Genomic DNA, 20,054 nt, shown 5'->3' with positions numbered 1-20,054 from the left:
GCCTCACATCCGGCCGGCGACGGTACGGGCGAGCCGTTCCAGCGGCGCCCTGTTCTCCTGCGGGTCGTTGAGCCGCACCAGCCGCACCGCGACCCACAGCTCGCCCTTGCGCAGGAAGAACGCCTCCGCGGTGAACAGCGCCTCGTCGGCCACCCCGGTCAGCTCACGGATCTCGTGCTCGAGCTGCCGCTCGATGTCGAGGTACTTCTTGGCGCCCTCGCCCACGAACGACTCGACCTGGGCGGTCGGCCCGCTCGCCGGTCCCGTGTACGTGCACGACTGCCCGGCGGCGACCGGCTCGTCGAGCGGCGTGCCGGCGAGACGTTCGGCGTCGGCCTTGGACACCAGCGCGCAGGCGTCCGGCCCGGCGGCGTCGTCCACCGGTTCGGCGCTCGGCTCGGCCGGCGCGTCCCCGGTCGGGTCCGCGACCGGCGCGCCCGCGCCGGGCGCAGCGCCACCGGCGGCCGGCGGTTCGTCGCCGCCGCACCCGGCCGACGCGGTGAGCAGGGTCGCGGTCAACGCGAGCGCGATCAGTCCTCGGGTTCGCACGCCTGCCCCGCTCAGGCCGGGATCGCGTCGAGTGCGCGGCGCAGGATCTTCTCGTTGCCCGCGGTGCCGCCGCCGAAGCTGCTGATCGTCACGGTGTAGGTGCCCTTGCCGTCGATCAGCACCGCCTCACCGCTGATGTCCTTGACCGCCAGGTAGCCCTGCTCGCCGCGGTCCAAGTCGACGACCTTCTCGTACTGCTTGCCGGCCTGGTCGTACTGGTACTCGTAGGTCATCTTGCCGGCGGCCGGCGAGGCGGTGGTGACCCCCAGGCTGGCCACGCCCTTGCCGTCGCCGAACAGGCAGTTGCCGTCGTCGCGCATGCTCTGTCCGACGATCTCGGACACCTGGGCGGCGGTGAACGGGCACGGCGGCTTGACGCCGCCCATCGCGCCGGCGTCCGGGTCCGCGTCCTCGGCGACGTCGGCCGCAGTGGGGTCGAGCGGGTCACCACCGGCCGCGTCGCACCCGGCCGGCGCGAGCAGGGCGAGCAGCACCAGGGGCAGCGCCAGGCGGGCGCGGTGGAGGCGGGCGGTCCGGGCCGGTGTGAGCGCGTCAGTTGCCATGCCTGCGACGCTAGGCGCGACGTCACCGCCCGTAATCGGGGGTTTCCCTATGCGGTGACCTTGGCGACGGGCCCGCCCGCCCCGGCGGGCGGCGTGTCCGCGCCGCCGCGCCGCCCCACCCGGATGGCGAGCCGATCCACGTAGCCGACCATGAGCGCGACGAACAGCAGCACGAACATGATCAGCATGGGCAGCGGCAGGATCAGGCCCAGCGGAAGCTCACCGCCGGCGCCGAAGGCGCGGCTGGCGACCATCTGCACCAGCACGGGAGCGGTGAGGCTGTCGGGCCCCTTGCTCACCAGCGTCGTCCACAGCGGCGACTGGGCGTGCGCCAGCCAGGTCGGCAACGCGGTCACGGCAAGCATCGGCAGCGCCGGCAGCAGCAGCGCACGGCCGGCGCTGCCGCCGGAGCGCCACCGCTCGTGCTGGCCCCGGAACAGCAGCGTGAACGCGAACAGCGCGGGCACCGAGAGCCAGGTCGGCGGCACCAGGCCGAGGAACAGGCCCAGCTGTTCGCGCTCCATCGTGCGTTCGAAATTGGCGATGGCCAGCGGGCCGGCACCGACGAACAACCAGGGCGCGAACGGCACCAGCAGCAGCTCGCTCCAGCGTCCGAGCGGACGCAGCGCGCCGATCCCGAATCCGGCCAGCGCCGCGAGCGTCACCGCGACGAGCGTGGACAGCAGCGGCGGCACCCAGGTGTTGGCGAACAGGTTCGCTGTGTCGACGCCCCGGGGCAGGGGCCCGGTGTCGGCGGAAAAGTTCCGCAGCCACGGCAGCGACGCCCAGAGGGTCACGCCGAGGACGACGACGAGCGCGACAGCGGTCAGCCCGACGAGCAGCGGCCGGCGGCCGGTGAAGGACTCCGCCTCCCGGACGGCCGGGCGGTCCCGCCAGCCGTCGAACTCGACGCGCAGCCGGGTGGCCAGGATGAGCCCCACCGCGGCCAGCCCGAGCAGCCCGAGCAGAACCAGCAGCAGCGTCGACGTGGCCGATCCAACGCCCAGGCGCAACGTCCGGAACGAGGTCTGCGCGATGCTGAACACCGGCGTCGCCGTGTGGTCGCCGCGCGGCCCGCCGCCGGTCAGGATGACCGGGGCGGTGTAGGTCTGCAGGCCGGCGGCGAGGACGCCCAGGCCGAGCAGCCCGCCGACAGCCAGCATGGCCGGCGCGGGCCGCTGGTCGGGCTCGCGGTGGCGCAGGGCGCTCAGGTAGAGAGTCGCGGCCACCGCGACGACCAGCCCGAATGTCACCTGTGCCAGCGCCGAGACGAGGAACGTCCGGGGGGACTGCAGAGTCTCGGTGTAGGTGCCGTTCTCGATGTTCTCGGTGCGTCGGCCGAGGTACACCGCGACCGGCGCGTACGCGGCCAGCGGCAGCGCCAGCACGCCCCGGGTGCCCAGGCGGGCGACCCGGCCGGCCCGGTCGGCGAGGACGGCGAGCAGCGGCGCGGCGAGCAGCGCCACCACCAGCGGAATCAGGCTGAGCAGCACCGCGAACCCGACCTGTCCGACGAACCCGGAGGCGAAGGCGCTCTCGTAGTTCGCCGCACCCGCCGACTCGCCCGAGCGGCGCGGCCCGTCACCCTCGAAGCTGCGGGCCAGTGTGGACAGGGTCGGCAGGACGTACGACCAGATCCAGGCGATCACCGCCGGGACGATCAGCGCCAGCCCGATCAGGGTCCGCGCCGAGCGGTTCGGCTGGGTGGGCTGGGGCGCTGGCACTGTCGCCTGTGGCACTGCCGGCTGGCTCATCTGGACATCCATCCTCGGGGGTCGAAGATCACGGCCGCCGCGACGATAACCGACGCGGTCAATGTCGGCAGCGCAACCGGCCCACGGCCGCGCGGTGGCGGCTAGGGTCACCACCGTGCGGACCAAGCAGGAGCTGACCGCGGCGATCCGGGAACGACGGCGGGCGGCGCTGGTGGTCAACGCCCACTCCCGCCGGGGCCGGCGGCTCTACGACACCGTCCATGCGCGCCTGCGCGCGGCCGGTTTCGCGCTGCTCGGCGCGTACCCGGTGGACCGGCCCGGCGAACTGGACCGGGTGCTCGCCGAGGCCGCCGACCTCGGGCCGGACCTGCTGGTCACCGGCGGCGGCGACGGCACCGTCGGCGCGGCCGCCCGGCTGCTCGCCCACCGGGACATCGCGCTGGGCCTGCTGCCGCTGGGCACCACGAACAACTTCGCCCGCGCCGTCGGCGTCCCGCTCGACCTGGACGCCGCGATCGGCGTCCTCACCGGCGGGAAGGTGATCGACGTCGACCTGGGCCTGATCGGCGACACCCGGTTCACCAACCACGTCGGGATCGGGCTGTCCGCCGACATCATGCAGGCCGCGCCACCGGGGCTGAAGCGGATCGCCGGGCGGGTCGCGTACCCGATGACCGGGCTGGGACTGCTGGCCCGGCACCGGCCGCTGGCCGTGACGGTCCGCGCCGAGGGCCGCGAGCACACGTTCACCACGCACCAGGTGTACGTGGCGAACGGCGGTCACCACGCCGGCCGCCCGATCACCGCCGACGCCACCGCCGACGACCGGCTGCTGGTCGCGTACCCGGTGGGTGGGCCGACCCGGCGCGGGCTGCTGCGCGAGACGGCGCGCAACGCGGCGGCCGGCCACCGTCGCACGCTCGGCGACGAGCCGTTCCTCGCGGTACGCCAGTTGTGGCTGGAGACCGACCGGCCGGCCCGCATCGAGGTCGACGGCGAGCCGTACGGGCAGACCCCGGTCCGCGTCGGCCTGGACCCGAACGCGTTGCGGCTGATGGCCCGCCCCGACAGCCCGGACCACTGACCGTCAGGCCCAGTGCTCCTCGTCGGGCAGCGGGATCTCCGTGTTCTGCTCCACCGCGTCGGCGGCGGTCAGGTCGCCGCGCACCGATTCGCCCAGGCCCGCCCGGTCGCTCGGCGGGCGCAGCACGCCCTGCTCGGCGAGGTCCGCCTCGCTCGCCTCGGGCACGGCCGTGTCGACGGTGTCGGGCGGGCCGACGAGCGTCTCGTCCTGCCGCTGTTCCTGCGCGTCGGCCTCGGGCGGGCGGCGCAGCGCGTCCTCGCTCATCACGCCCCCGTCACGCCGTGCGCCGCACGTACGGGGCGCTCTGGTCGGCCACGTCGCCGAACTCGGCCGGAAGCTGCCCGACGACCTGCGCGTACGCAGCCGGGTCGATGGCGTCGCGCAGCACGTCGAACACCGCGGTGACCCCGTCCCGGGCGGCGTCCACGTCCACGTCGGCGCGCCCGCTCACCCGCTCCACGAACACGTCGATCCCGAACGGCTCGGCGGCCTCGGCCGGGCCGAACGCGTAGGCCCGCAGCGCCTCGGGCAGCTGGTCGGCCAGGTCGCGGGCCTCCCCGCCGTCGATCCGCTCGGCCAGCGTCGTCAACGTCGCCCGGGTGATCGCCGTGGCCTGCTCCGCGGACGCGCCGCACCGCTGGGCCACCGCGCCGATGAACTGATCCTGGTCCATCTCGCCGCCTTCCTCCGCCGGGACAGCGGGATTCCCGCGCTCGGCCCCGGCAAACGGGCGGGTCCCGGAGCGGAAACCCGAGGTCCTGGCCTTGCCGGGCCGGGAGTAGCGTGCGGCGGGAAACCCGACAGCGAGGAGGTCGAGACAGTGCAGCCGACGATCGTCGACGTGCCCACCCCCGACGGAACGGCGGACGCCTACCTGGCGCGGCCGGACTCCGGTGGACCCTTCCCGCCCGTCCTGCTGTTCATGGACGCCTTCGGGCTGCGGCCCCGGGTGGCGGAGATGGCCGCGACGATCGCCGACCGCGGATACGTCGTGCTGGCGCCCAACCTGTTCCACCGCGCCGGGCGCGCCCCGCCGATCGACCTCGGCGCGCTCGCCGACGACAGCCGCCGCAGCGCCCTGTTCGAGCGGATCGGCCCGATGATGGCCGCGCTGACGCCGGAGACGGTTGCCCGGGACACCGCCGCCTACCTGGACTTCCTCGCCGCCCAGCCGGACGTCGCGCCGGGTCCGGCGGCGATCACCGGGTACTGCATGGGCGGCATGAACGCGCTGCGCGCGATCGAGGCGCTTCCGGACCGGATCGCCGCGGTGGCGGCGTTCCACGCCGGCCGGGTGGTCACCGACGCCCCGGACAGCCCGCACCTGGGCGTCGCCGCGGTGACCGGCGAGCTCTACTTCGGGCACGCCGACGCCGACCCGTCGATGACCGCCGAGCAGATCGCCGTGCTGGAGAAGGCGCTGGACGCGGCCGGTGTCACGTACCGCTCCGAGGTCTACTCCGGCGCCCGCCACGGCTACACCCAGTCGGACACGCCGATGTACGACGAGCAGGCCACGAAGCGGCACTGGACCGCACTGTTCGACCTGCTCGACCGCACCTTCGGGCGCTGATCCGAACGCCGGCCGGGCCGGGCGGACGATTCACCGCCCCGGAGGCGGGTAACCGCCGCCATGACCGACCGCCGTGGCGACACCGTCCGCTCGCCCCTGGACCGGGCGGTCGAGCGGGGCGGCACAGCGCTCGCCCGGGCCCGCGCCGAGGGCGGCACGGCCGGCCGGAACCGGCTTCGCCAACTGGAGATCACCGTGGTGATCTCCGCGCAGGCAGGGCTCGCCGCGGCGCTCGCCTCGCTGCTCGCCCAGTGGCTGCTCGGCCCCGGCGCGCACGTCTTCGCCCCCGCCGCCGCGGTCGGCACCATCGCCACCGCGATCGGCCAGCGGGCCCGGCGCACGTTCGAGCTGCTCATCGGCGTCGGCCTCGGCATCATTGTCGGTGACCTGCTGCGCGCCCTGCTCGGCAGCGGCTCGTGGCAGACCGGCCTGGTGGTCACGCTCGCCATCGCCACCGCGCTGCTGGTGGCCGGACGCGGTGGCGCGCTGGTCGGCCAGGCCGGCGGTACGGCGGTGCTGATCGCCACGCTCGCGCCGGTGCAGCCCGGCCTGGAACTGCCCCGGCTCTTCGACGCTCTGGTGGGCGGGCTGGTCGGCCTGTTCGTGGTGGCGCTGCTGCTGCCGGTCAACCCGATCCGGGTGCTGGACAAGGCGGTGGAGCCGGTGACCACCGGGCTCACCGCGCAGCTCGACGCCGTCGCGCACGCGCTGACCCGGCGCGACGCCGACGCGGCCCAGCGCGCGCTGGAGGACCTGCGCGGACTGGAGCCGGACATCGGGCGGCTCAACGACGCGCTCAGCGGGGCCGAGGAGGTGGTGACCATCGCGCCCACCCGCTGGCACCGCCGGGCCCAGTTCCACAGGTACGCCGAGGCGGCGCAGCACCTCGAACGGCTGGTGCTCTACGCCCGGTCGATCGCCCGCCGCTCCGCCACCGCGTTGCAGTACGACGAGCCGGTCCCGCCCGCGCTGCCGGACGCGGTGGCCCGCCTCGGCGCGGCGGCGCGGGAGCTGAACCGGGCCAGCCGCGGCGGCGACCTGGAACGCATCCGGGAGCTGGTGCGGGAGGGCGCGGAGCTGGCCGGGCGCGCGTGGTCGCAGGGGGTGCGCACCTACGGCGAGGCGATGATCAGCGATCTGCGGACCGCGCAGAGCGAGCTGCTGCGGGCCACCGGCTGCCGGGCCGAGGACGCCAACCGCGTCGTGCGCCGGGCCGCCGGGGCGGGCGAGGCCGAGGCGCGCCCTCCGGCGCGGGCCCGGATGAGCCGGCCGGTCCGGCGCCGGGTGGCCGGGCGGGGCACGCCGGGACGGCGGAAGGACATGTTCCGCCCGCCGAGCCGCGTCGCCTGACCCGGCCCGCCCGGCCGAAGGCCACCGCGCGGCAACTGGCACCTGCCGCGGCAGGTCCGGCTCGCTAGCGTCGGGCCATGGACACCCGTCACAGCGCCCCGGCCGCGCGGTTCGCCGCGCTGACCACCGCTCACGTCGCCGACGCCTGCCTTCGCGCCGGCGTCGAGGTCCGCTGCGCTCCGGCAGCCGTACGTCCGGTGCTGCCCGGGCGGCGCCTGGCCGGCCGGGTCCGCCCGGCGCGGCACGTCGGCAGCGTGGACGTCTTCCTCGAGGCGATCGAGCAGGCCGCCGAAGGGGACGTGCTCGTCGTCGACGACGACGGGCGCACCGACCGGGCCTGCGTCGGCGACCTGGTGGTGCTGGAGGCGCGGGCCGCCGGGCTGGCCGGCCTGGTGGTGTGGGGCGCGCACCGCGACACCGTCGACCTGGTGGCGGTCGGGCTGCCGGTGTTCAGCCTCGGCGTCACCCCGAGCGGGCCGCTGGAGCTGGAGCCGCGCCCGGACGGGGCGCTGGAACAGGCGCGGGTCGGGTCGTTCACCGTCGGCCCGGGTGACCTGGCCCTGGCCGACGACGACGGTGTGCTGTTCGTGCCGGCGGACCGGGCCGGGGAGCTGTTCGACCTGGCCGAGTCCATCCGGGACACCGAGCGGCGGCAGGCCGACCGGATCCGGGCCGGGGAGTCGCTGCGGTCGCAGGTCGGGTTCGCCGCCTACCTGACGGCCCGCGCGGCCGACCCGGCGCTGACGTTCCGGGCGCACCTGCGCGCGGTGGGCGGCGCGATCGAGGAGTGAGCCGCCGGGCGCTCAGCCGCCGCGCGCCCACAGCGCCAGGCGTACCCGGTTGGGACTGCCGGTCTTGGTCATCAGGCTGGTGATGTGCGTCTTCACAGTGGTCACGCCGATGTGCAGCCGGTCGGCGATCTCGGCGTTCGACAGTCCGTCGGCGACCAGGTCCAGCACGTCCCGCTCGCGGGCGGTCAGCTCGGCCGCGCGCCGGGGCGCGCCGGCGCGGGCGTGCACCGCGCGCTCGACCAGCCGGCGCAGGACCTCCGGGCTGAACGGGCTGTCCCCGGCGGCGGCGCGGCGGATGCCGTCCAGCAGGTCGGCCGGGGGCGCGTCCTTGAGCAGGAAGCCGCAGGCGCCCGCGGTCAGCGCCGGGTAGAGGTGATCGTCGTCGCCGAACGTGGTGAGCACCATGACCCGGGTGGCGGGCCGGTCGGCGAGGATCCGGCTGGTCGCGGTGATGCCGTCGACGCCGGGCATCCGCAGGTCCATCACCACCACGTCCGGCCGCAGCCGGGCGGCGAGCGCGACGGCGTCGCGGCCGTTGTCGGCCTCGCCCACGACGTCGAGGTCGGGCTGGGCGTCGCAGAGCATCCGCAGGCCCGCCCGAATGAGGTGCTGGTCGTCGACCAGCAGCAGCCGGATCACGCCGGCTCCGGCGCGCCCGGGCGGGGCCGGGGAGTGGGGTGGGCGGGCGGCAGCACGGTCCGCACCCGCCAGCCGGACTCCGTGGGCCCGGCCTCCAGCCGCCCGCCGAGCACCTCCACCCGCTCCCGCATGCCGACGATGCCGTGCCCGCCGCCGGAGGGCACCCCGGCCGGCGCCGCGCCCCGCCCGTCGTCGGACACCGTCCAGTGCACCGCGCCGTCGCGCACCGAGACCGTCAGCCGCGCCCGGGCCGCCGCGCCCGCGTGTTTCGCCACGTTCGTCAACGCCTCCTGGGTCAGTCGCAACACCGCCTGGCCGCGTACCGCGTCGAGCGCGCCGACGGCCGGATCCACATCGGCCTCCACCACGACGCCCGCCTGCCGGGCCCGGTCCACCGCCGTCCCGAGCGCCGCCGGCAGCGCCGACGGCTCGATCGCGGTCAGGGCGGCGTCGCCGCGTACGCCGTCCGGGTCACGCAGCACCGCCACCAGCCGCCGCAGGTCGGTCAGCGCCGCCGTGCCGGTGGCGTGCACGTCGTCGAACACCGCGCCGACCCGCGGATCCAGGTCGGGCAGCACGTGCCGGGCCACCCCGACCCGCAGCACCATCGACGCGACGTGGTGCGCGAGCACGTCGTGCAGTTCCCGGGCGATGGCGCCGCGCTCGTCGGCGCGGGCCGCCCGGCTCTCCGACTCGCGCCGGCGCCGCTCCGCCTCGGCCCGCTCCTCGGCCTGCCGCCCCAGTTCCCGGGTGGTCCGCACGACCAGTCCGAGCAGCAGCGGCAGGCCGACGGTGACGGCCAGCCCGAACAGGCCGGTGAACGCCGCGCGGACCGGCAGCCCGATCAGGTCGGTCAGGTCGACGGCGGCGAGCAGGCCGGCACCCAGCCACACCTGGCGTGGCCGGGTGGCCCGCATGGTCAACTCCAGCAGCGCCCAGCTCGCACCGACCTGGTTGATCACCACGTCGTCGACCAGGACGAGCGCGGCGACCAGCAGGGCCGACTGGATCAGCAGGTTGAGCAGCGGCCGGCGGTGGCACAGCAGGGCCAGCAGGAACGCCGGGACCGCCAGCGCCCACTGCGTGCCGGTGGCGGCCGAGTTCCCGTGCGGACCGAAGACCAGGTAGCCGACGCCGCTGAGGTCCAGCAGGAGGATCCGCGCGAACGTGTCCCGCGCGTCGAACAGCCGACCGACCCAGCTCACCGCGTCAGCCTAGGCAACCGGTGCGGCTGGAGCCACCGCGTTCACCGGTCGCGGCCACCCGGCACGCAGTCCGAGGTGGACTGCCAGCCCGACCGGGCCGAGCAGGACGGTAAGCAGCAGCACCGGGGCGGTGAGCAGGGCCGGCAGCCCTCGCTCCCGGGCGTCCTGCCAGATCCACCTGCCGGCGAACAGGTCGAAGGCGATCATGTGGGCCCAGGCCGCCGCCGCGCCGTCGGCGCTGCCGAGCAGGTCCCGCAGACCGTCGAGCGTGGGCGCTGTCACCACCGGCAGCACCGCACCGAGCGACGGGAGCACCAGGGCCGCGTAGACCAGCAGCACCGGCACCACGATCAGCGGCGAGCCGACGATCCGGCCGGTCCAGGACCAGCGCGGCGCCAGGATCATCAACGCCCAGAACGGGGCCGCGAGCGCGAACGTCAGGCCGAACAGGGTGCTGCTCATCTGACCAGCACCACCTCGGTACGGCGGCCCCGGCGGGCCAGCACCAGCGCGGTGGCCGCCGCGGTGGCCGCGACCAGCATCCCCGCCGCGGCGAGCGTCAGTGCGTCCGGCGCGAGCAGCGGCTGTCCGCGCAGCGCCTGGGCGGTCACCAGCAGCGTCAGTCCCGCGTACGCGGCCCCGCCGACGAGCACCAGCCGGGCCCGGGTCAGCTCGTCCAGCCGCCGACCGAGGAACCGGTCGAGCAGGATCGCCAGCAGCGGCAGCGCCTGCAGCGCGTGCATTCCGACGAAGTGCCCGACGCGCAGGTCGCCGCCGGTGGTGCTCCAGCCGAGCAGCGGCAGCCCGGGACCGCCGTCGGGCACACCGACGCTGTGCGCGCCGCTGATCCCGGTGGGCGAGCCGGCCGGGGTCTGCGCCACCATCGGGAACGCGACGACCATGCCGAGCAGGGACACGGCGAGACCGAGCCGGACCGCGTATCCGCCGGCCCGGTCCGGAAGGGGCCGCCGGGCCAGCACGACCGCCAGCACGAACTGGGCCGCGAACAAGACCATGATCGCCACGCCCATGACGTCGAACAGCGCCGCGTTCAGCGCCGTGGTGCCGTTGAAGTGGCTGGCGGTGCCGCGGAGCACCTGAACCACGATGACGACCATCTCCACCACGGACATGGCCACGATCACGGTGGCGGCCCGCTCGGCGGCCCGGCTGCGGCGCGGCAGCAGGGAGAGCATCCAGGCGAGCGTGACGCCGTAGAGCACGAACGAGATCGCGAACTTCAGCGGCTTGGCCCAGATGGGCGCGCCGGTCAGCATGCGCGGGTCGGCAACGACGCCGACCGCGGCGACGACGGTGAGCACCGCCATCGCGGACACGAGGAGCATCAGGGGGCGGTGCCATCCGGCCGCCCGGTTCCGCACTGTAGTCATGTCTGTAGATGCTGCTGGCGGACCGGGACCCGCGCGCCCGCCCGCGGGCCGCGTTCCCGGCCCCGGGTCGGAGCGCGTCTCCTACCGGGGGAGGAGGCGGACCGGTCAGTCCGGCAGCCGGGGCATCTCGACGCCCGGGTCGCGGCCGAGCAGCACGCCACGGGTCAGGGCCCGTGAGCCGAAGCGGTCCCGTACCGCGTCGACGGCGGCGTCCAGCGCCGGGCCCGGGTCGGCGGTGAACGGGAGGGCGAGCTGGGTGTGCCCGCTGCCGAGGTTGCCCACGGAGACGCCGAGCAGCGTGACGCCGCGCAGCGCGATGTGCGGCAGCGCGGCGCGCAGCAGGTCGCGGGCGGCGCCGCGCAACGGCGCGGTCTGCGCGGTCGGCTCGTCGAGCGTGTGCGACCGGGTGGCCCGGGTGTAGTCGGCGAAGCGTAGCCGCAGCGTCACCGTGCGGCCGGTGCGCCGGGCCGCGCGCATCCGCCCGGTGACCCGGTCGACCAGCCCGGCCAGCACCGCGTCCAGCTCGGCGGGGGAGTGCGGCCCGCGCCCCAGCGCGTGCTGCGCGCCCATCGAGGAACGGCGGCGGCCCACCTGCACCGCCCGGGGGTCACGGTTGTGGGCCAGGGCGTGCAGGTGCCGGCCCGCGCCCGCGCCGAGCAGCGACACCAGCGCGGGCTCGTCCAGCCGGGCCACCTGCCCGACGGTACGGATGCCGCGCTCGCGCAGCCGGGCGGCGGTGACCGGGCCGACGCCCCACAGCCGCTCCACCGGCAGCGGGTGCAGGAAGGCCAGTTCCCGGCCCGGCTCCACCACCAGCAGCCCGTCCGGCTTGGCCACGCCGCTGGCCACCTTCGCCAGGAACTTCGTCCGGGCCACGCCGACGGTGATCGGCAGGCCGACCTCGCGGCGGACTTGCTCGCGCAGCGCGGCCGCGATGCCGGCCGGTGCCCCGGCGAGCCGCCGCAGCCCGCCCACGTCGAGGAACGCCTCGTCGATGCTGAGGCCCTCGACCAGCGGGGTGGTGTGCCGGAAGATCTCGAACACCGCCCGGCTGGCGGCCGTGTACGCGGCCATCCGGGGCGGCACCACCACCGCGTCCGGGCAGAGCCGCCGCGCCTGCCGGCCGCCCATGGCGCTGCGCACGCCGAACGCCTTCGCCTCGTAGCTGCACGCGAGCACCACGCCGCCGCCGACGATCACCGGCCGGCCGCGCAGCCGGGGGTCGTCGCGCTGCTCGACCGAGGCGTAGAACGCGTCCAGGTCGGCGTGCAGGATGGTGGCCTCGCTCGACACCCCGCCATCCTCGCACACATGTTCGAAAGAGCGGTGTTCACCTGCCCGGACACACGCGACCGGCCGGCGGATGGCTCCCGCCGGCCGGCCGCGTGCGCCTCACCGCCCGTAGACCTCGAACTCGTAGAGCGAGAAGCCGTACGAGGTGGCCCGGGTGACGCCGTACATCCGCACGTAGCGCGCGCTGACCGGGGCGAACGTCACGTTGTCGACGCCGCCGTTGCCGGTGGTGGTGCTGAACACCGGCTGCCAGGAGTTGCCGTCACCGGAGACCTCGATCCGGTAGCCGGTGGCGTACGCGGCCTCCCACCGCAGCACCGCCCGGCTGATCGTGCGGGCCGAGCCGAGGTCCACCCGCAGCCACTGGTTGTCGTTGTAGCTGCTGGCCCACCGGGTGCCGAGGCTGCCGTCGACCGCCTTCGCAGGGGTGTTGCTGGTCAGGAACTGCGTGCTGGACGCGGTGGCGGTACGACCCTGCGCCAGGTTGGTCACCGCGTCGCCCCGGCGCGCCGGGAACGACACGACCTGCTGGTAGGTGGGCCGGTTCTGCCAGCCGATCAGCGGGTGGGTGATGCCGCCGAGCCCGGACTGGGCGATCGCGTCGGCGCACCACTGGTCCCCGGCCCCGCAGGACGAGTCACCCGGGTAGACGGTGGCCGCCGGGGCCGCGGTGGCCTGGCCGAGCGTGTCCAGCAGCGCCTGCCGGCACGCGCCCAGGTTGCCGTTACCGCAGTACGTGCGCCCGAGCCCGCCGGCCACCGGGTCGCCGAGCACCGCGCGCAGGTCCTTGTCGACGTAACCCCACCAGCCGTACTGGAACGCCGAGCCCTTGTGCGCCTGTCCCTGCGACGTCCAGCTCACGGTGCCGTCGCGGGCCGCGTTCTGCCCGCCCGAGGGCGACTCGTTGACCTGCAACGCGTCGACCAGCGCGGCGTACAGGTCGGGGCCGAGGCCGGGCCGGAACTGCGCCGCCGCGAGCAGCGGCCACCAGGCGTCGAAGATCCGGATGGCGTCGGCGTGCTGGTAGACCTTCGAGCCGGGTGACGTCTCCACCCGGCGGGACCCGGCCTGCTGCCAGGCCCGCAGCTTGGTCACCGCGGCGGCCAGCGCCGGATCGGTGACCGGCGTGCTGTCCAGCACCCGCAGCAGCTCGCCGAGGACCTGCTGGCCGCGCAGGTCGGTGACCCCCGCCTCGGCGGTGATCCGGACGACGTCGGCGCGGCTGAGCTTGCGCTGGGCGATGGCGGCCTTCACCGGACCGTCGAGCAGTTGGCCGCGGTGCACCGCGCCGTAACTGAAGTTGCCGTCGGCCGCGCCGAAGTCCCGCGCCTGCTTGTTGTTCCAGCTGACGTAGTAGTCCTGGTTGACCGACTGCGGGTGGGCCGACGCCGGGGCGTAGGTGGCGTCGTTGGTGTCCGGGTTCCAGCCGACCCACTCGTACGCCGGCTCGGCCTTCATCGGCAGGTTCGGGTCGGAGGTGGAGGAGCGCACCGGGTTCGCGCCGGAGTTGTAGTACGCCGCCTCGGTCGAGTTGACGTAGAACCAGTTGAACGCGTACCCGACGTTCGCCGCGGACGCCTGGAACGCCGCCGCGCTGCCCATCGCCGCCGGGTCGTTGTACGCCTGGAAACCGATCGCCGAGTCGGCCTCGTGGCGGTAGGTGGAGCGCAGCTTGGTGAACGCCGTCGGCTGCCCGTTCACCATGCCCCGGTAGGCGACCAGCCCGTACTTGGTGCGCAGCGCGCGCAGCGTGTACGCGCCGGCCGGGGTGGAGTCGGCGAGCGTCGGCGACCACGAGTTGCGCTTCTCCAGCACCTCCATGGCCAGGCACTGGCCGCGGTAGAGGTAGCGGTTGGAGCGCAGCGTCGGCGCGGTGCCGTCGGTGGTGCACAGCGGCACCGCGTACGTGTCGGTCAGATCCTGGGAGGCGGAGGTGGCGCTCCACGCGTAGTCCTGGCCGCGGCCGAGCAGCACGTAGAGGTTCAGTCCGGCGAACGCGGCGCCGCGCGCGCTGATCCCCGGCCCCTGGAGTTCCTGGAGCATGAGCAGTTGCGGGGCGAAGTAGCCGGTCTGCGGGCCGAACACGGCCACCGGGTTGCCGGTGGTGGTGTGCCGCCCGGAGACCACCACCGCGTTGGACATGCCGTGCGTGCGCAGGGTGGACAGGCCGCCGAGCAGGTCCTTGGTGGCGGCGCTGCTGCCGGTGCGGGCGGCCGCCCCGCCGGTGGCGTCGTACGCGAGCGGTTCGGCGACCACGGTGCCGGCGTCGGGCAGCACCGCGCTGGTGGCGCCGGGCGGCGTGGCGCCGTACGGGAAGCTCTGCCCGTCGTGCAGCGTCAGCACGGTCTCCGGGTCGTTCTGGGAGCGGAACGCCGCCCAGACCCGGTCGCCCTCGGTGGCGCCGTACTTGGCGCGCGCGGCCACCCGGACCAGCGCGGACCGGACCTCGCTGCCGCCGCCCCCGCCGAAGAGCCCGCCGATGACACCGGCGGTGGCGATCAGGTCGGTCATGGTGAAGTGCTTGGGCTTGCCGGCGCCGGTGAGCACGTACTCGCCGGGGTAGTTGTCGTCGGCGATCGACTTGTCGATGTAGGCGTTGATGCCGGCGATGTAGTCGGCCACGTCGGTGTAGAGCTGCTGGCCCCGGGTGCCCTTGAGGCGCAGCGCGTTCACCTGGGCCTGGAGGTCCGCCTCGGTGTAGGGCGAGTTGGCCCAGACGCTCTGCTCCAGCTCGCGGTTGCCGGGGGCGCCGCCGGCGAACGAGCTGACGTTGCCGCGGCCGACGTGCCGCAGCAGGTCCATCACCCAGAGCCGGTCCTGGGCTCCGGCGTAGCCGGCGCCGAACATGGTGCCGGCGCGGGTGGTGCCGGTGATGTGCGGGACGCCGGTGGCCTTGTCCCGCACGATGGTGACGTCCGAGCGCGGCGAGATCCTGCTCTCCACCTGGGCGTCGGGGACGCCGAAGGAGGCGTCGTTGTAGAAGTGGGCGATCTGCTCGTCGGTCAACCCGGCGTAGTTGTAGACCAGGTTCGCGTACTCGTCGAGCTGGTCGCTGGAGTGCGCGGGGCGGGTGCCGAGCGCCTGGTGGGCCAGGATGCCGGCGAGCGTGGCGTTGCCGTTCTGCCCGGGCGGCAGGATGTCGGCGCACTGGCCGAGGCAGTAGTCGTCGGGGGTGAACGTGGTGGCGGCGAGTGCCGGTGACGGCGCGATGACCGTCAGGACGCTCGCGGTGAGGGCGGCGGCGGTGAGCGCCGCGAGGCGGGCACGGATGGCGGGTAATGGCATGGCGATCCTCCGGGGGACGCGGAGTAGGGCCGTTCGGCACGCCCGGCTGACGGCGTCTCGGCCTCCGCGCCCGGGCGTCCTGCCCGGAGGTGAGAATGACTCATATCTATCTGCGGGCAATGATCGGCGTACCACTGCCGTCCGGGATAGCCGTCGTTCACCAGCCGCCAATGCCGACGTTTCGCCGCGTTCCGTCCCGCAACGACGCGGTGGGGGTGGCGCCGTTGCCACCCCCACCGCTCTCCCCGCCGGTGCGCCGTCAGTGCTTGTGGAACGACTGGCGCACCACACCCCCCACCAGCGCGCACCAGGTGGTGGTGCTGATCTTGCCGTTGGGCGGTAGTCCGTGCAGGCGCTGGAGGTCCTTCACCGCCGTGCGGGTGGCGTGGTCGTACTCGCCGGTCTCGGTCACCTCGGCGTAGCCCTTGGAGGCGAGCATGAACTGCGCCGCGGCCACCGGGATCCCGCTGGACTTCTGGTCCAGTTCTGGCGCGAGGGTCTCCCAGGTCGGCGCGGTCAGCGTGGCGTCGATGTCGACCGGGACGCCGTTGCGCGCCTGCCAGTCCTGCACCGCCGCGACGGTGGCCGCGTCGAACACGCCGGTGACCGGCACGGTGTAGCCGCGGAACGTGAGCAGGCGCTGGGCGACCTGGACCACCGGGCCGCCGACGAAACGCCAGATGTCCGGCCAGCGCCGCGCCGGCACGTCGCCGAGCTTGGTGCCGAGCTGCTTGAACACCGCCCGGCGCAGCGCCGGGAACTCCCGGTAGAACATCGCGCCCGGGCAGAGCGTGGCCCGGAAGTCCCAGTGGCCGAAGATGTCGTGGGCGTGCAGCCCGTACTGCCGGCAGATCGTGGTGCAGAGCCGGGCGAGGGAGTCGAGCAGTTCCTCCGGCGGCGTCTCGGTGACGTAGGTGCCCTCGTTCTCGATGCCGATGGCCCGCCCGTTCTCGCCCGGGCAGTGCGCGGCGATCATCTGCCGGTCGCCGGCGCGCAGCCGGTCCAGGCTGCCGTGCCGTCCCTCCAGGACGTGGCCGCCGCGGCTCACCGTGAAGTGCTGCCCGGTGTCGGACCAGCCGTTGCCGTCCATGTGCAGGTCCTGGCAGTCGCGGGCGAGCTGCTTGGCGTGCTCCTCGGAGTAGTCCGTGACGTTCGGGAACGCCATGTGGTGCACGATGATCTTGTTGGTGGGGATCGCGCTGACCGACAGCGGGTCGGCCGGCGGGCGGGCGGCCCACTCGTCGCAGCTGATGATCCAGTCGAGGTCCGCGCCCGGCGCGGCGTGCGCGGCGGCCGGCCGGACGAGCTCGCTCCCGACGACCGCGACCGCGGCGGCGCCGAGGCCGGCCCGCAGCAGCGTACGGCGGTCCAGCTCGGGGTGGTCGAAGTGCATTCCGCCTCCTCGATGGCCCGGCGGGGCCGAGTGATGTAAAGGAACTCCATCAGATGCGCGCGAGGTGGAGAATATTGCCGGAGCGGCGCGGCGCGCCAGAGGACAAAAGCGACGTTCGCCGTCCGTTCCTACCGCCGGAGTAGGCGATGTCACGTCCGCTGACCGGGACGGACCATGTCGCGTCGTGATCGGCCGTGGCAGCCTGGACCCGTGCAGTCGCCCAGCCCAGCCGGGATTCTCGTGCTCGTCGCGGTGCTCGCGGCCGCCACCGCGTTCGGCTGGTGGCGCCGCCGCCACGACGGGCGGCTGCACGCCGTCCGGAAGCGCCCATCGGACGCGGACGCGCCGCACCTCGCCACCCTCACCGCCCTCGGGGTACGCCCCGGCGAGCGCACACTGGTGCAGTTCTCCGCCCCGGTCTGCGCGCCCTGCCGGGCCGCCCGCCGGGTCCTCGCCGACGTCGCCGCCCGCCTCGACGGGGTCACGGTGCTTGAGGTCGGCGTGGACGAGCACCTCGACGCGGCCCGGGAGCTGGACGTGTGGCGTACCCCGACAGTGCTCGTGGTGGACGGCGCCGGCCGGATCGTGCGCCGCGCCGCCGGGGTGCCCGACCGGGACGAGCTGATCGCCGCGCTCACCGCCGGGGCGGCCCGATGACCGGCGTACGGCTGACCCGCCGCCGGGTGGTGGACCACGGCCGGCTCGCCGCGAGCCTCTGCGCGCCGGTCCGTCCCGCCTGACCGACCGCCCCCGCACGAACGGACCACCCCATGCTGCTCGATCCTCGGGGACCGCGCTTCGCCGCCGTCCTCACCACAGTCGTCCTCGCGATCGTCCTCGTCACCGGCTCCGGGCTGCTCCTGCTCGCCCAGGCCGTGGTGTTCGCGCTCACCGCGCTCAACCCGCGCCTCGGCCCGTACGGCCTGCTGTTCCGTGCCCTGGTGGCGCCCCGGCTGGACCCGCCGGCGGAGCTGGAGCCGGTCGCGCCGGTGCGCTTCGCCCAGCTCGTCGGCCTGGTCTTCAGCGTCGTCGGCGCGGCCGGCTGGCTCGCCGGGCTGCCCGCGCTCGGCCTGGCCGCCACCGGCGCGGCGCTGGCCGCGGCGTTCCTCAACGCCGCGTTCGGGCTCTGCCTGGGCTGCGAGGCGTACCTGACGATCCGCCGTCTGGCCGGGCGGCCGCTGGCGGGCCGGGTGGCGGCGCGCCCGCGCTGACCGTCCGCCCGTACGCTGGCCCCGGCGGGATGGGGGAGAGGCATGGCAGGTCGCGCACGGCTGGACCGGCGCAGCGTGCTCGTCGCGGCGGGCGGCCTCGCGGTGGCCGGGATCGGCGTGCCGGTCGGGCTGGCCGCCACCAACGACCGGCCGCCGCCGCCCGCGCCGCGCGGACGCCGGCCGGTCAGCATGGCGATGCACCTGCACGCCTCGTTCAGCGAGGGCGTGGCCAGCTACGCCGCCCACCTCGACCAGGCCCGCCGCAACGCCGTCGACGTGCTCTGGTGGACCGACCACGACTTCCGGGTCGCCGCCCACGACCACCGCCGGGTCGTCCACTTCGACGGCCCCGAGGAACGCGAGGGCGGCCTGGCCTGGACCTGGCAGCCGGCCACCGAGGGCCGGCTCACCGCCTCGGCCGCCGACTTCGTGGACGTGCCGGACGCCCCCGACGGTCCCGGCCGCGCGCTGCGCCTGGTCGCCGCCGGGACCGGCACCCACTGGTACGCGGGCAAGGCGTGGAACTGGACGCACACCTCCAACATCTCCGACACCACGCTGCACCTCGACGTACGCCCCGAGTCGGCCGGCCCGGACGCCACGCTCACCGTGGAGATCGCGCTGTCGCACCACCCGGCCGGACCCGGCCGACCCGCCGGGCAGCTCGTGCTGCGGTACCGCCTCGGCGGCGTCGACGCGGTCCGCCACTCGGTCGACGGCCGTTTCGGCACCGTCGAGCGACCCGCCCCGGCCGGCGCCTGGCGGCGGCACACGTTCGAGCTGCTCGCCGACGTGCGGCGGCTCTGGCCCGACCTGGTCGCGGGCGACAACTCGCTGCGCGGGCTGCGCCTCGGCGTCACGGTGTCCGGCGGCGCACGCGGCGCGTACCTGGTGGACCGGCTCGCCTTCGACCGCGCCCGCCGCGCCGGGCAGGCCGGCGAGGAGATGCGCGCCGAGGTGCTGAGCGGCTACGACGGGGCGTACCCGGGCGTGACCCACCACCGCGCGTACGAGGTGTCCATGGTGCGGCACCTCAACTGGTTCGGCGGCGACGGCACGCTGCCGAGCTTCCCGTCCCCGCCGTACCGGGACAACGACGTGGAGGCCACCGAGAAGATGGTGGAGTTCCTGCACTCGCACGGCGGGGTGGTCTGCTGGAACCATCCGCTGGACACCGAACGCCGCGAGTCACTGGCCCGGCTGCTGGTCAGCCGCAACGCGCTCGGCGTCGACCTGATCGAGATCGGGCGCCGGCCGGTCGAGGACTACCTCTGGGCGTACGACGTGGCCGCCCGCAACGCGATCCCGCTGACCGCCGTCGGGGTCACCGACGACCACGACGGCACCGACTGGCGGGCCGGCCGGGACCGGAACATCACCTCCGTCTGGGCGGCCTCGACCGGCCGCGACGACCTGGTCGCGGCGCTGCGCGCCGGGCAGGCGTGGTTCGCCGACCTGGCCGGCTACCGGGGCGCGCTGGACCTGGAACTCGGTGGCCGCAGCGGCATGGGCGCGCTCGCCGTGCTCGCCGAGGACACCGTCACGGTGCGGCTGCGCGCCACCGACCTGCCCGCCGGGGCCACACTGGAGGTGGTCACCGGCGAGGTCGACCGGGCCGGTGTCGCGGATCCGACTCCGGCGGTCCGGGTCGGGCAGGTCCCGTGGCGGCAGCTACGGGAGGGCTGGCACGACCTGCCGGTGCGCGTCGGCGCCGGCGCGTACGTACGCACCCAGGTACGCGACCGCGAGGGCGAGATAGTAGGTGCCAGCAACCCGATCTGGCTGCTCCGCACCCCTCCACCGGCAGGCATCTCCCCACCCCGCCGCTTCTGACCCGCCCACCTTCCGGCCTTCCCTCTGCTCCGTCGATCATGAGGTTGACGGCGACATCGGTCCCTTTTGTCCCCGCCAACCTCATGATCAACGAGGTGAGGGTGGTTGCCGGGGTCTGGTAATCGTGGCGGTGTGTCCGATACCGACCACCTGTCGTGCCGCGCCGCGCCGCGCGACCA

Annotated in this window: 19 protein-coding genes; 7 read left to right on the top strand and 12 right to left on the bottom strand. The window is 74.9% G+C overall.

The window, feature by feature from the left end; genetic code table 11:
- Nucleotides 1-3: 3 nt before the first annotated feature.
- The 3 genes from MicB006_RS11845 to MicB006_RS11835 are packed head-to-tail and all read right to left on the bottom strand — an operon-like array spanning nt 4 to nt 2,866.
- Nucleotides 4-549, bottom strand: a complete 546-nt coding sequence (locus MicB006_RS11845; protein ID WP_116505963.1) for a hypothetical protein — start codon at nt 547-549, stop codon at nt 4-6.
- An 11-nt stretch (nt 550-560) separates the two neighbouring features.
- Nucleotides 561-1,112, bottom strand: coding sequence for a hypothetical protein (locus MicB006_RS11840; protein WP_116505962.1), 552 nt, complete (start codon nt 1,110-1,112; stop codon nt 561-563).
- 47 nt (nt 1,113-1,159) lie between these two features.
- Nucleotides 1,160-2,866, bottom strand: a complete 1,707-nt coding sequence (locus MicB006_RS11835) for a sugar ABC transporter permease (RefSeq protein ID WP_225980707.1) — start codon at nt 2,864-2,866, stop codon at nt 1,160-1,162.
- Nucleotides 2,867-2,981: 115 nt separating this feature from the next.
- Here MicB006_RS11835 and MicB006_RS11830 point away from each other — a divergent pair, with 115 nt between their 5' ends.
- On the top strand, nt 2,982-3,911 hold the full coding sequence (locus MicB006_RS11830; RefSeq protein WP_116511373.1) for a diacylglycerol kinase family protein: 930 nt from the start codon (nt 2,982-2,984) through the stop codon (nt 3,909-3,911).
- Nucleotides 3,912-3,914: 3 nt separating this feature from the next.
- On the opposite strand, the gene MicB006_RS11825 is transcribed toward MicB006_RS11830, so the two are convergent.
- Both MicB006_RS11825 and MicB006_RS11820 read right to left on the bottom strand, forming a co-directional pair.
- Nucleotides 3,915-4,175: a hypothetical protein gene (locus MicB006_RS11825; protein ID WP_073828584.1), complete on the bottom strand. Its 261-nt coding sequence runs from the start codon at nt 4,173-4,175 to the stop codon at nt 3,915-3,917.
- A gap of 10 nt (nt 4,176-4,185) precedes the next feature.
- Nucleotides 4,186-4,584 carry a DUF2267 domain-containing protein gene (locus MicB006_RS11820; RefSeq protein ID WP_116505960.1) on the bottom strand — a complete coding sequence of 133 codons (399 nt, stop codon included), beginning with the start codon at nt 4,582-4,584 and terminating at the stop codon, nt 4,186-4,188.
- A 147-nt stretch (nt 4,585-4,731) separates the two neighbouring features.
- On the opposite strand from MicB006_RS11820, the gene MicB006_RS11815 reads away from it, so the two are divergent.
- The 3 genes from MicB006_RS11815 to MicB006_RS11805 all read left to right on the top strand — a co-directional run bounded on the left by MicB006_RS11815 (nt 4,732) and on the right by MicB006_RS11805 (nt 7,625).
- On the top strand, nt 4,732-5,484 hold the full coding sequence (locus MicB006_RS11815; protein ID WP_116505958.1) for a dienelactone hydrolase family protein: 753 nt from the start codon (nt 4,732-4,734) through the stop codon (nt 5,482-5,484).
- Between the two features lie 60 nt (nt 5,485-5,544).
- Nucleotides 5,545-6,834 (top strand): aromatic acid exporter family protein, encoded by a 1,290-nt coding sequence (locus MicB006_RS11810; protein WP_116505956.1) that lies wholly within the window; start codon nt 5,545-5,547, stop codon nt 6,832-6,834.
- A gap of 77 nt (nt 6,835-6,911) precedes the next feature.
- Nucleotides 6,912-7,625 (top strand): RraA family protein, encoded by a 714-nt coding sequence (locus MicB006_RS11805; RefSeq protein WP_116505954.1) that lies wholly within the window; start codon nt 6,912-6,914, stop codon nt 7,623-7,625.
- A 12-nt stretch (nt 7,626-7,637) separates the two neighbouring features.
- On the opposite strand, the gene MicB006_RS11800 is transcribed toward MicB006_RS11805, so the two are convergent.
- The 7 genes from MicB006_RS11800 to MicB006_RS11770 all read right to left on the bottom strand — a co-directional run bounded on the left by MicB006_RS11800 (nt 7,638) and on the right by MicB006_RS11770 (nt 16,831).
- Nucleotides 7,638-8,264 carry a response regulator transcription factor gene (locus MicB006_RS11800; protein WP_116505952.1) on the bottom strand — a complete coding sequence of 209 codons (627 nt, stop codon included), beginning with the start codon at nt 8,262-8,264 and terminating at the stop codon, nt 7,638-7,640.
- On the bottom strand, nt 8,261-9,469 hold the full coding sequence (locus tag MicB006_RS11795) for a sensor histidine kinase (RefSeq protein ID WP_116505950.1): 1,209 nt from the start codon (nt 9,467-9,469) through the stop codon (nt 8,261-8,263). The genes MicB006_RS11800 and MicB006_RS11795 overlap by 4 nt, the downstream gene beginning before the upstream one ends.
- Before the next feature lie 9 nt (nt 9,470-9,478).
- Nucleotides 9,479-9,931 carry an ABA4-like family protein gene (locus MicB006_RS11790; RefSeq protein ID WP_116505948.1) on the bottom strand — a complete coding sequence of 151 codons (453 nt, stop codon included), beginning with the start codon at nt 9,929-9,931 and terminating at the stop codon, nt 9,479-9,481.
- Nucleotides 9,928-10,860 carry a hypothetical protein gene (locus tag MicB006_RS11785; RefSeq protein WP_116505946.1) on the bottom strand — a complete coding sequence of 311 codons (933 nt, stop codon included), beginning with the start codon at nt 10,858-10,860 and terminating at the stop codon, nt 9,928-9,930. Before MicB006_RS11785 ends, MicB006_RS11790 begins: the two co-directional genes overlap by 4 nt.
- Before the next feature lie 105 nt (nt 10,861-10,965).
- Nucleotides 10,966-12,153: a DNA polymerase IV gene (gene dinB / locus MicB006_RS11780; RefSeq protein ID WP_116505944.1), complete on the bottom strand. Its 1,188-nt coding sequence runs from the start codon at nt 12,151-12,153 to the stop codon at nt 10,966-10,968.
- Nucleotides 12,154-12,252: 99 nt separating this feature from the next.
- Entirely contained in the window at nt 12,253-15,438 is a 3,186-nt protein-coding gene (locus tag MicB006_RS11775; protein WP_116505943.1) for a penicillin acylase family protein, read from the bottom strand.
- A 259-nt stretch (nt 15,439-15,697) separates the two neighbouring features.
- Nucleotides 15,698-16,831, bottom strand: a complete 1,134-nt coding sequence (locus MicB006_RS11770) for an N-acetylmuramoyl-L-alanine amidase (protein ID WP_116505941.1) — start codon at nt 16,829-16,831, stop codon at nt 15,698-15,700.
- Nucleotides 16,832-17,041: 210 nt separating this feature from the next.
- On the opposite strand from MicB006_RS11770, the gene MicB006_RS11765 reads away from it, so the two are divergent.
- The 3 genes from MicB006_RS11765 to MicB006_RS11755 all read left to right on the top strand — a co-directional run bounded on the left by MicB006_RS11765 (nt 17,042) and on the right by MicB006_RS11755 (nt 19,875).
- Nucleotides 17,042-17,488, top strand: a complete 447-nt coding sequence (locus MicB006_RS11765) for a thioredoxin family protein (RefSeq protein ID WP_225980706.1) — start codon at nt 17,042-17,044, stop codon at nt 17,486-17,488.
- Nucleotides 17,489-17,601: 113 nt separating this feature from the next.
- Nucleotides 17,602-18,042, top strand: coding sequence for a DUF4395 domain-containing protein (locus MicB006_RS11760; RefSeq protein WP_116505937.1), 441 nt, complete (start codon nt 17,602-17,604; stop codon nt 18,040-18,042).
- A 42-nt stretch (nt 18,043-18,084) separates the two neighbouring features.
- Nucleotides 18,085-19,875, top strand: coding sequence for a hypothetical protein (locus MicB006_RS11755; RefSeq protein ID WP_116505935.1), 1,791 nt, complete (start codon nt 18,085-18,087; stop codon nt 19,873-19,875).
- The last annotated feature ends 179 nt before the right edge of the window (nt 19,876-20,054 follow it).

The sequence above is a fragment of the Micromonospora sp. B006 genome (assembly GCF_003408515.1).
Lineage (GTDB): Bacteria > Actinomycetota > Actinomycetes > Mycobacteriales > Micromonosporaceae > Micromonospora > Micromonospora echinospora_A.
This window is presented reverse-complemented; position numbering and strand designations above follow the sequence as displayed.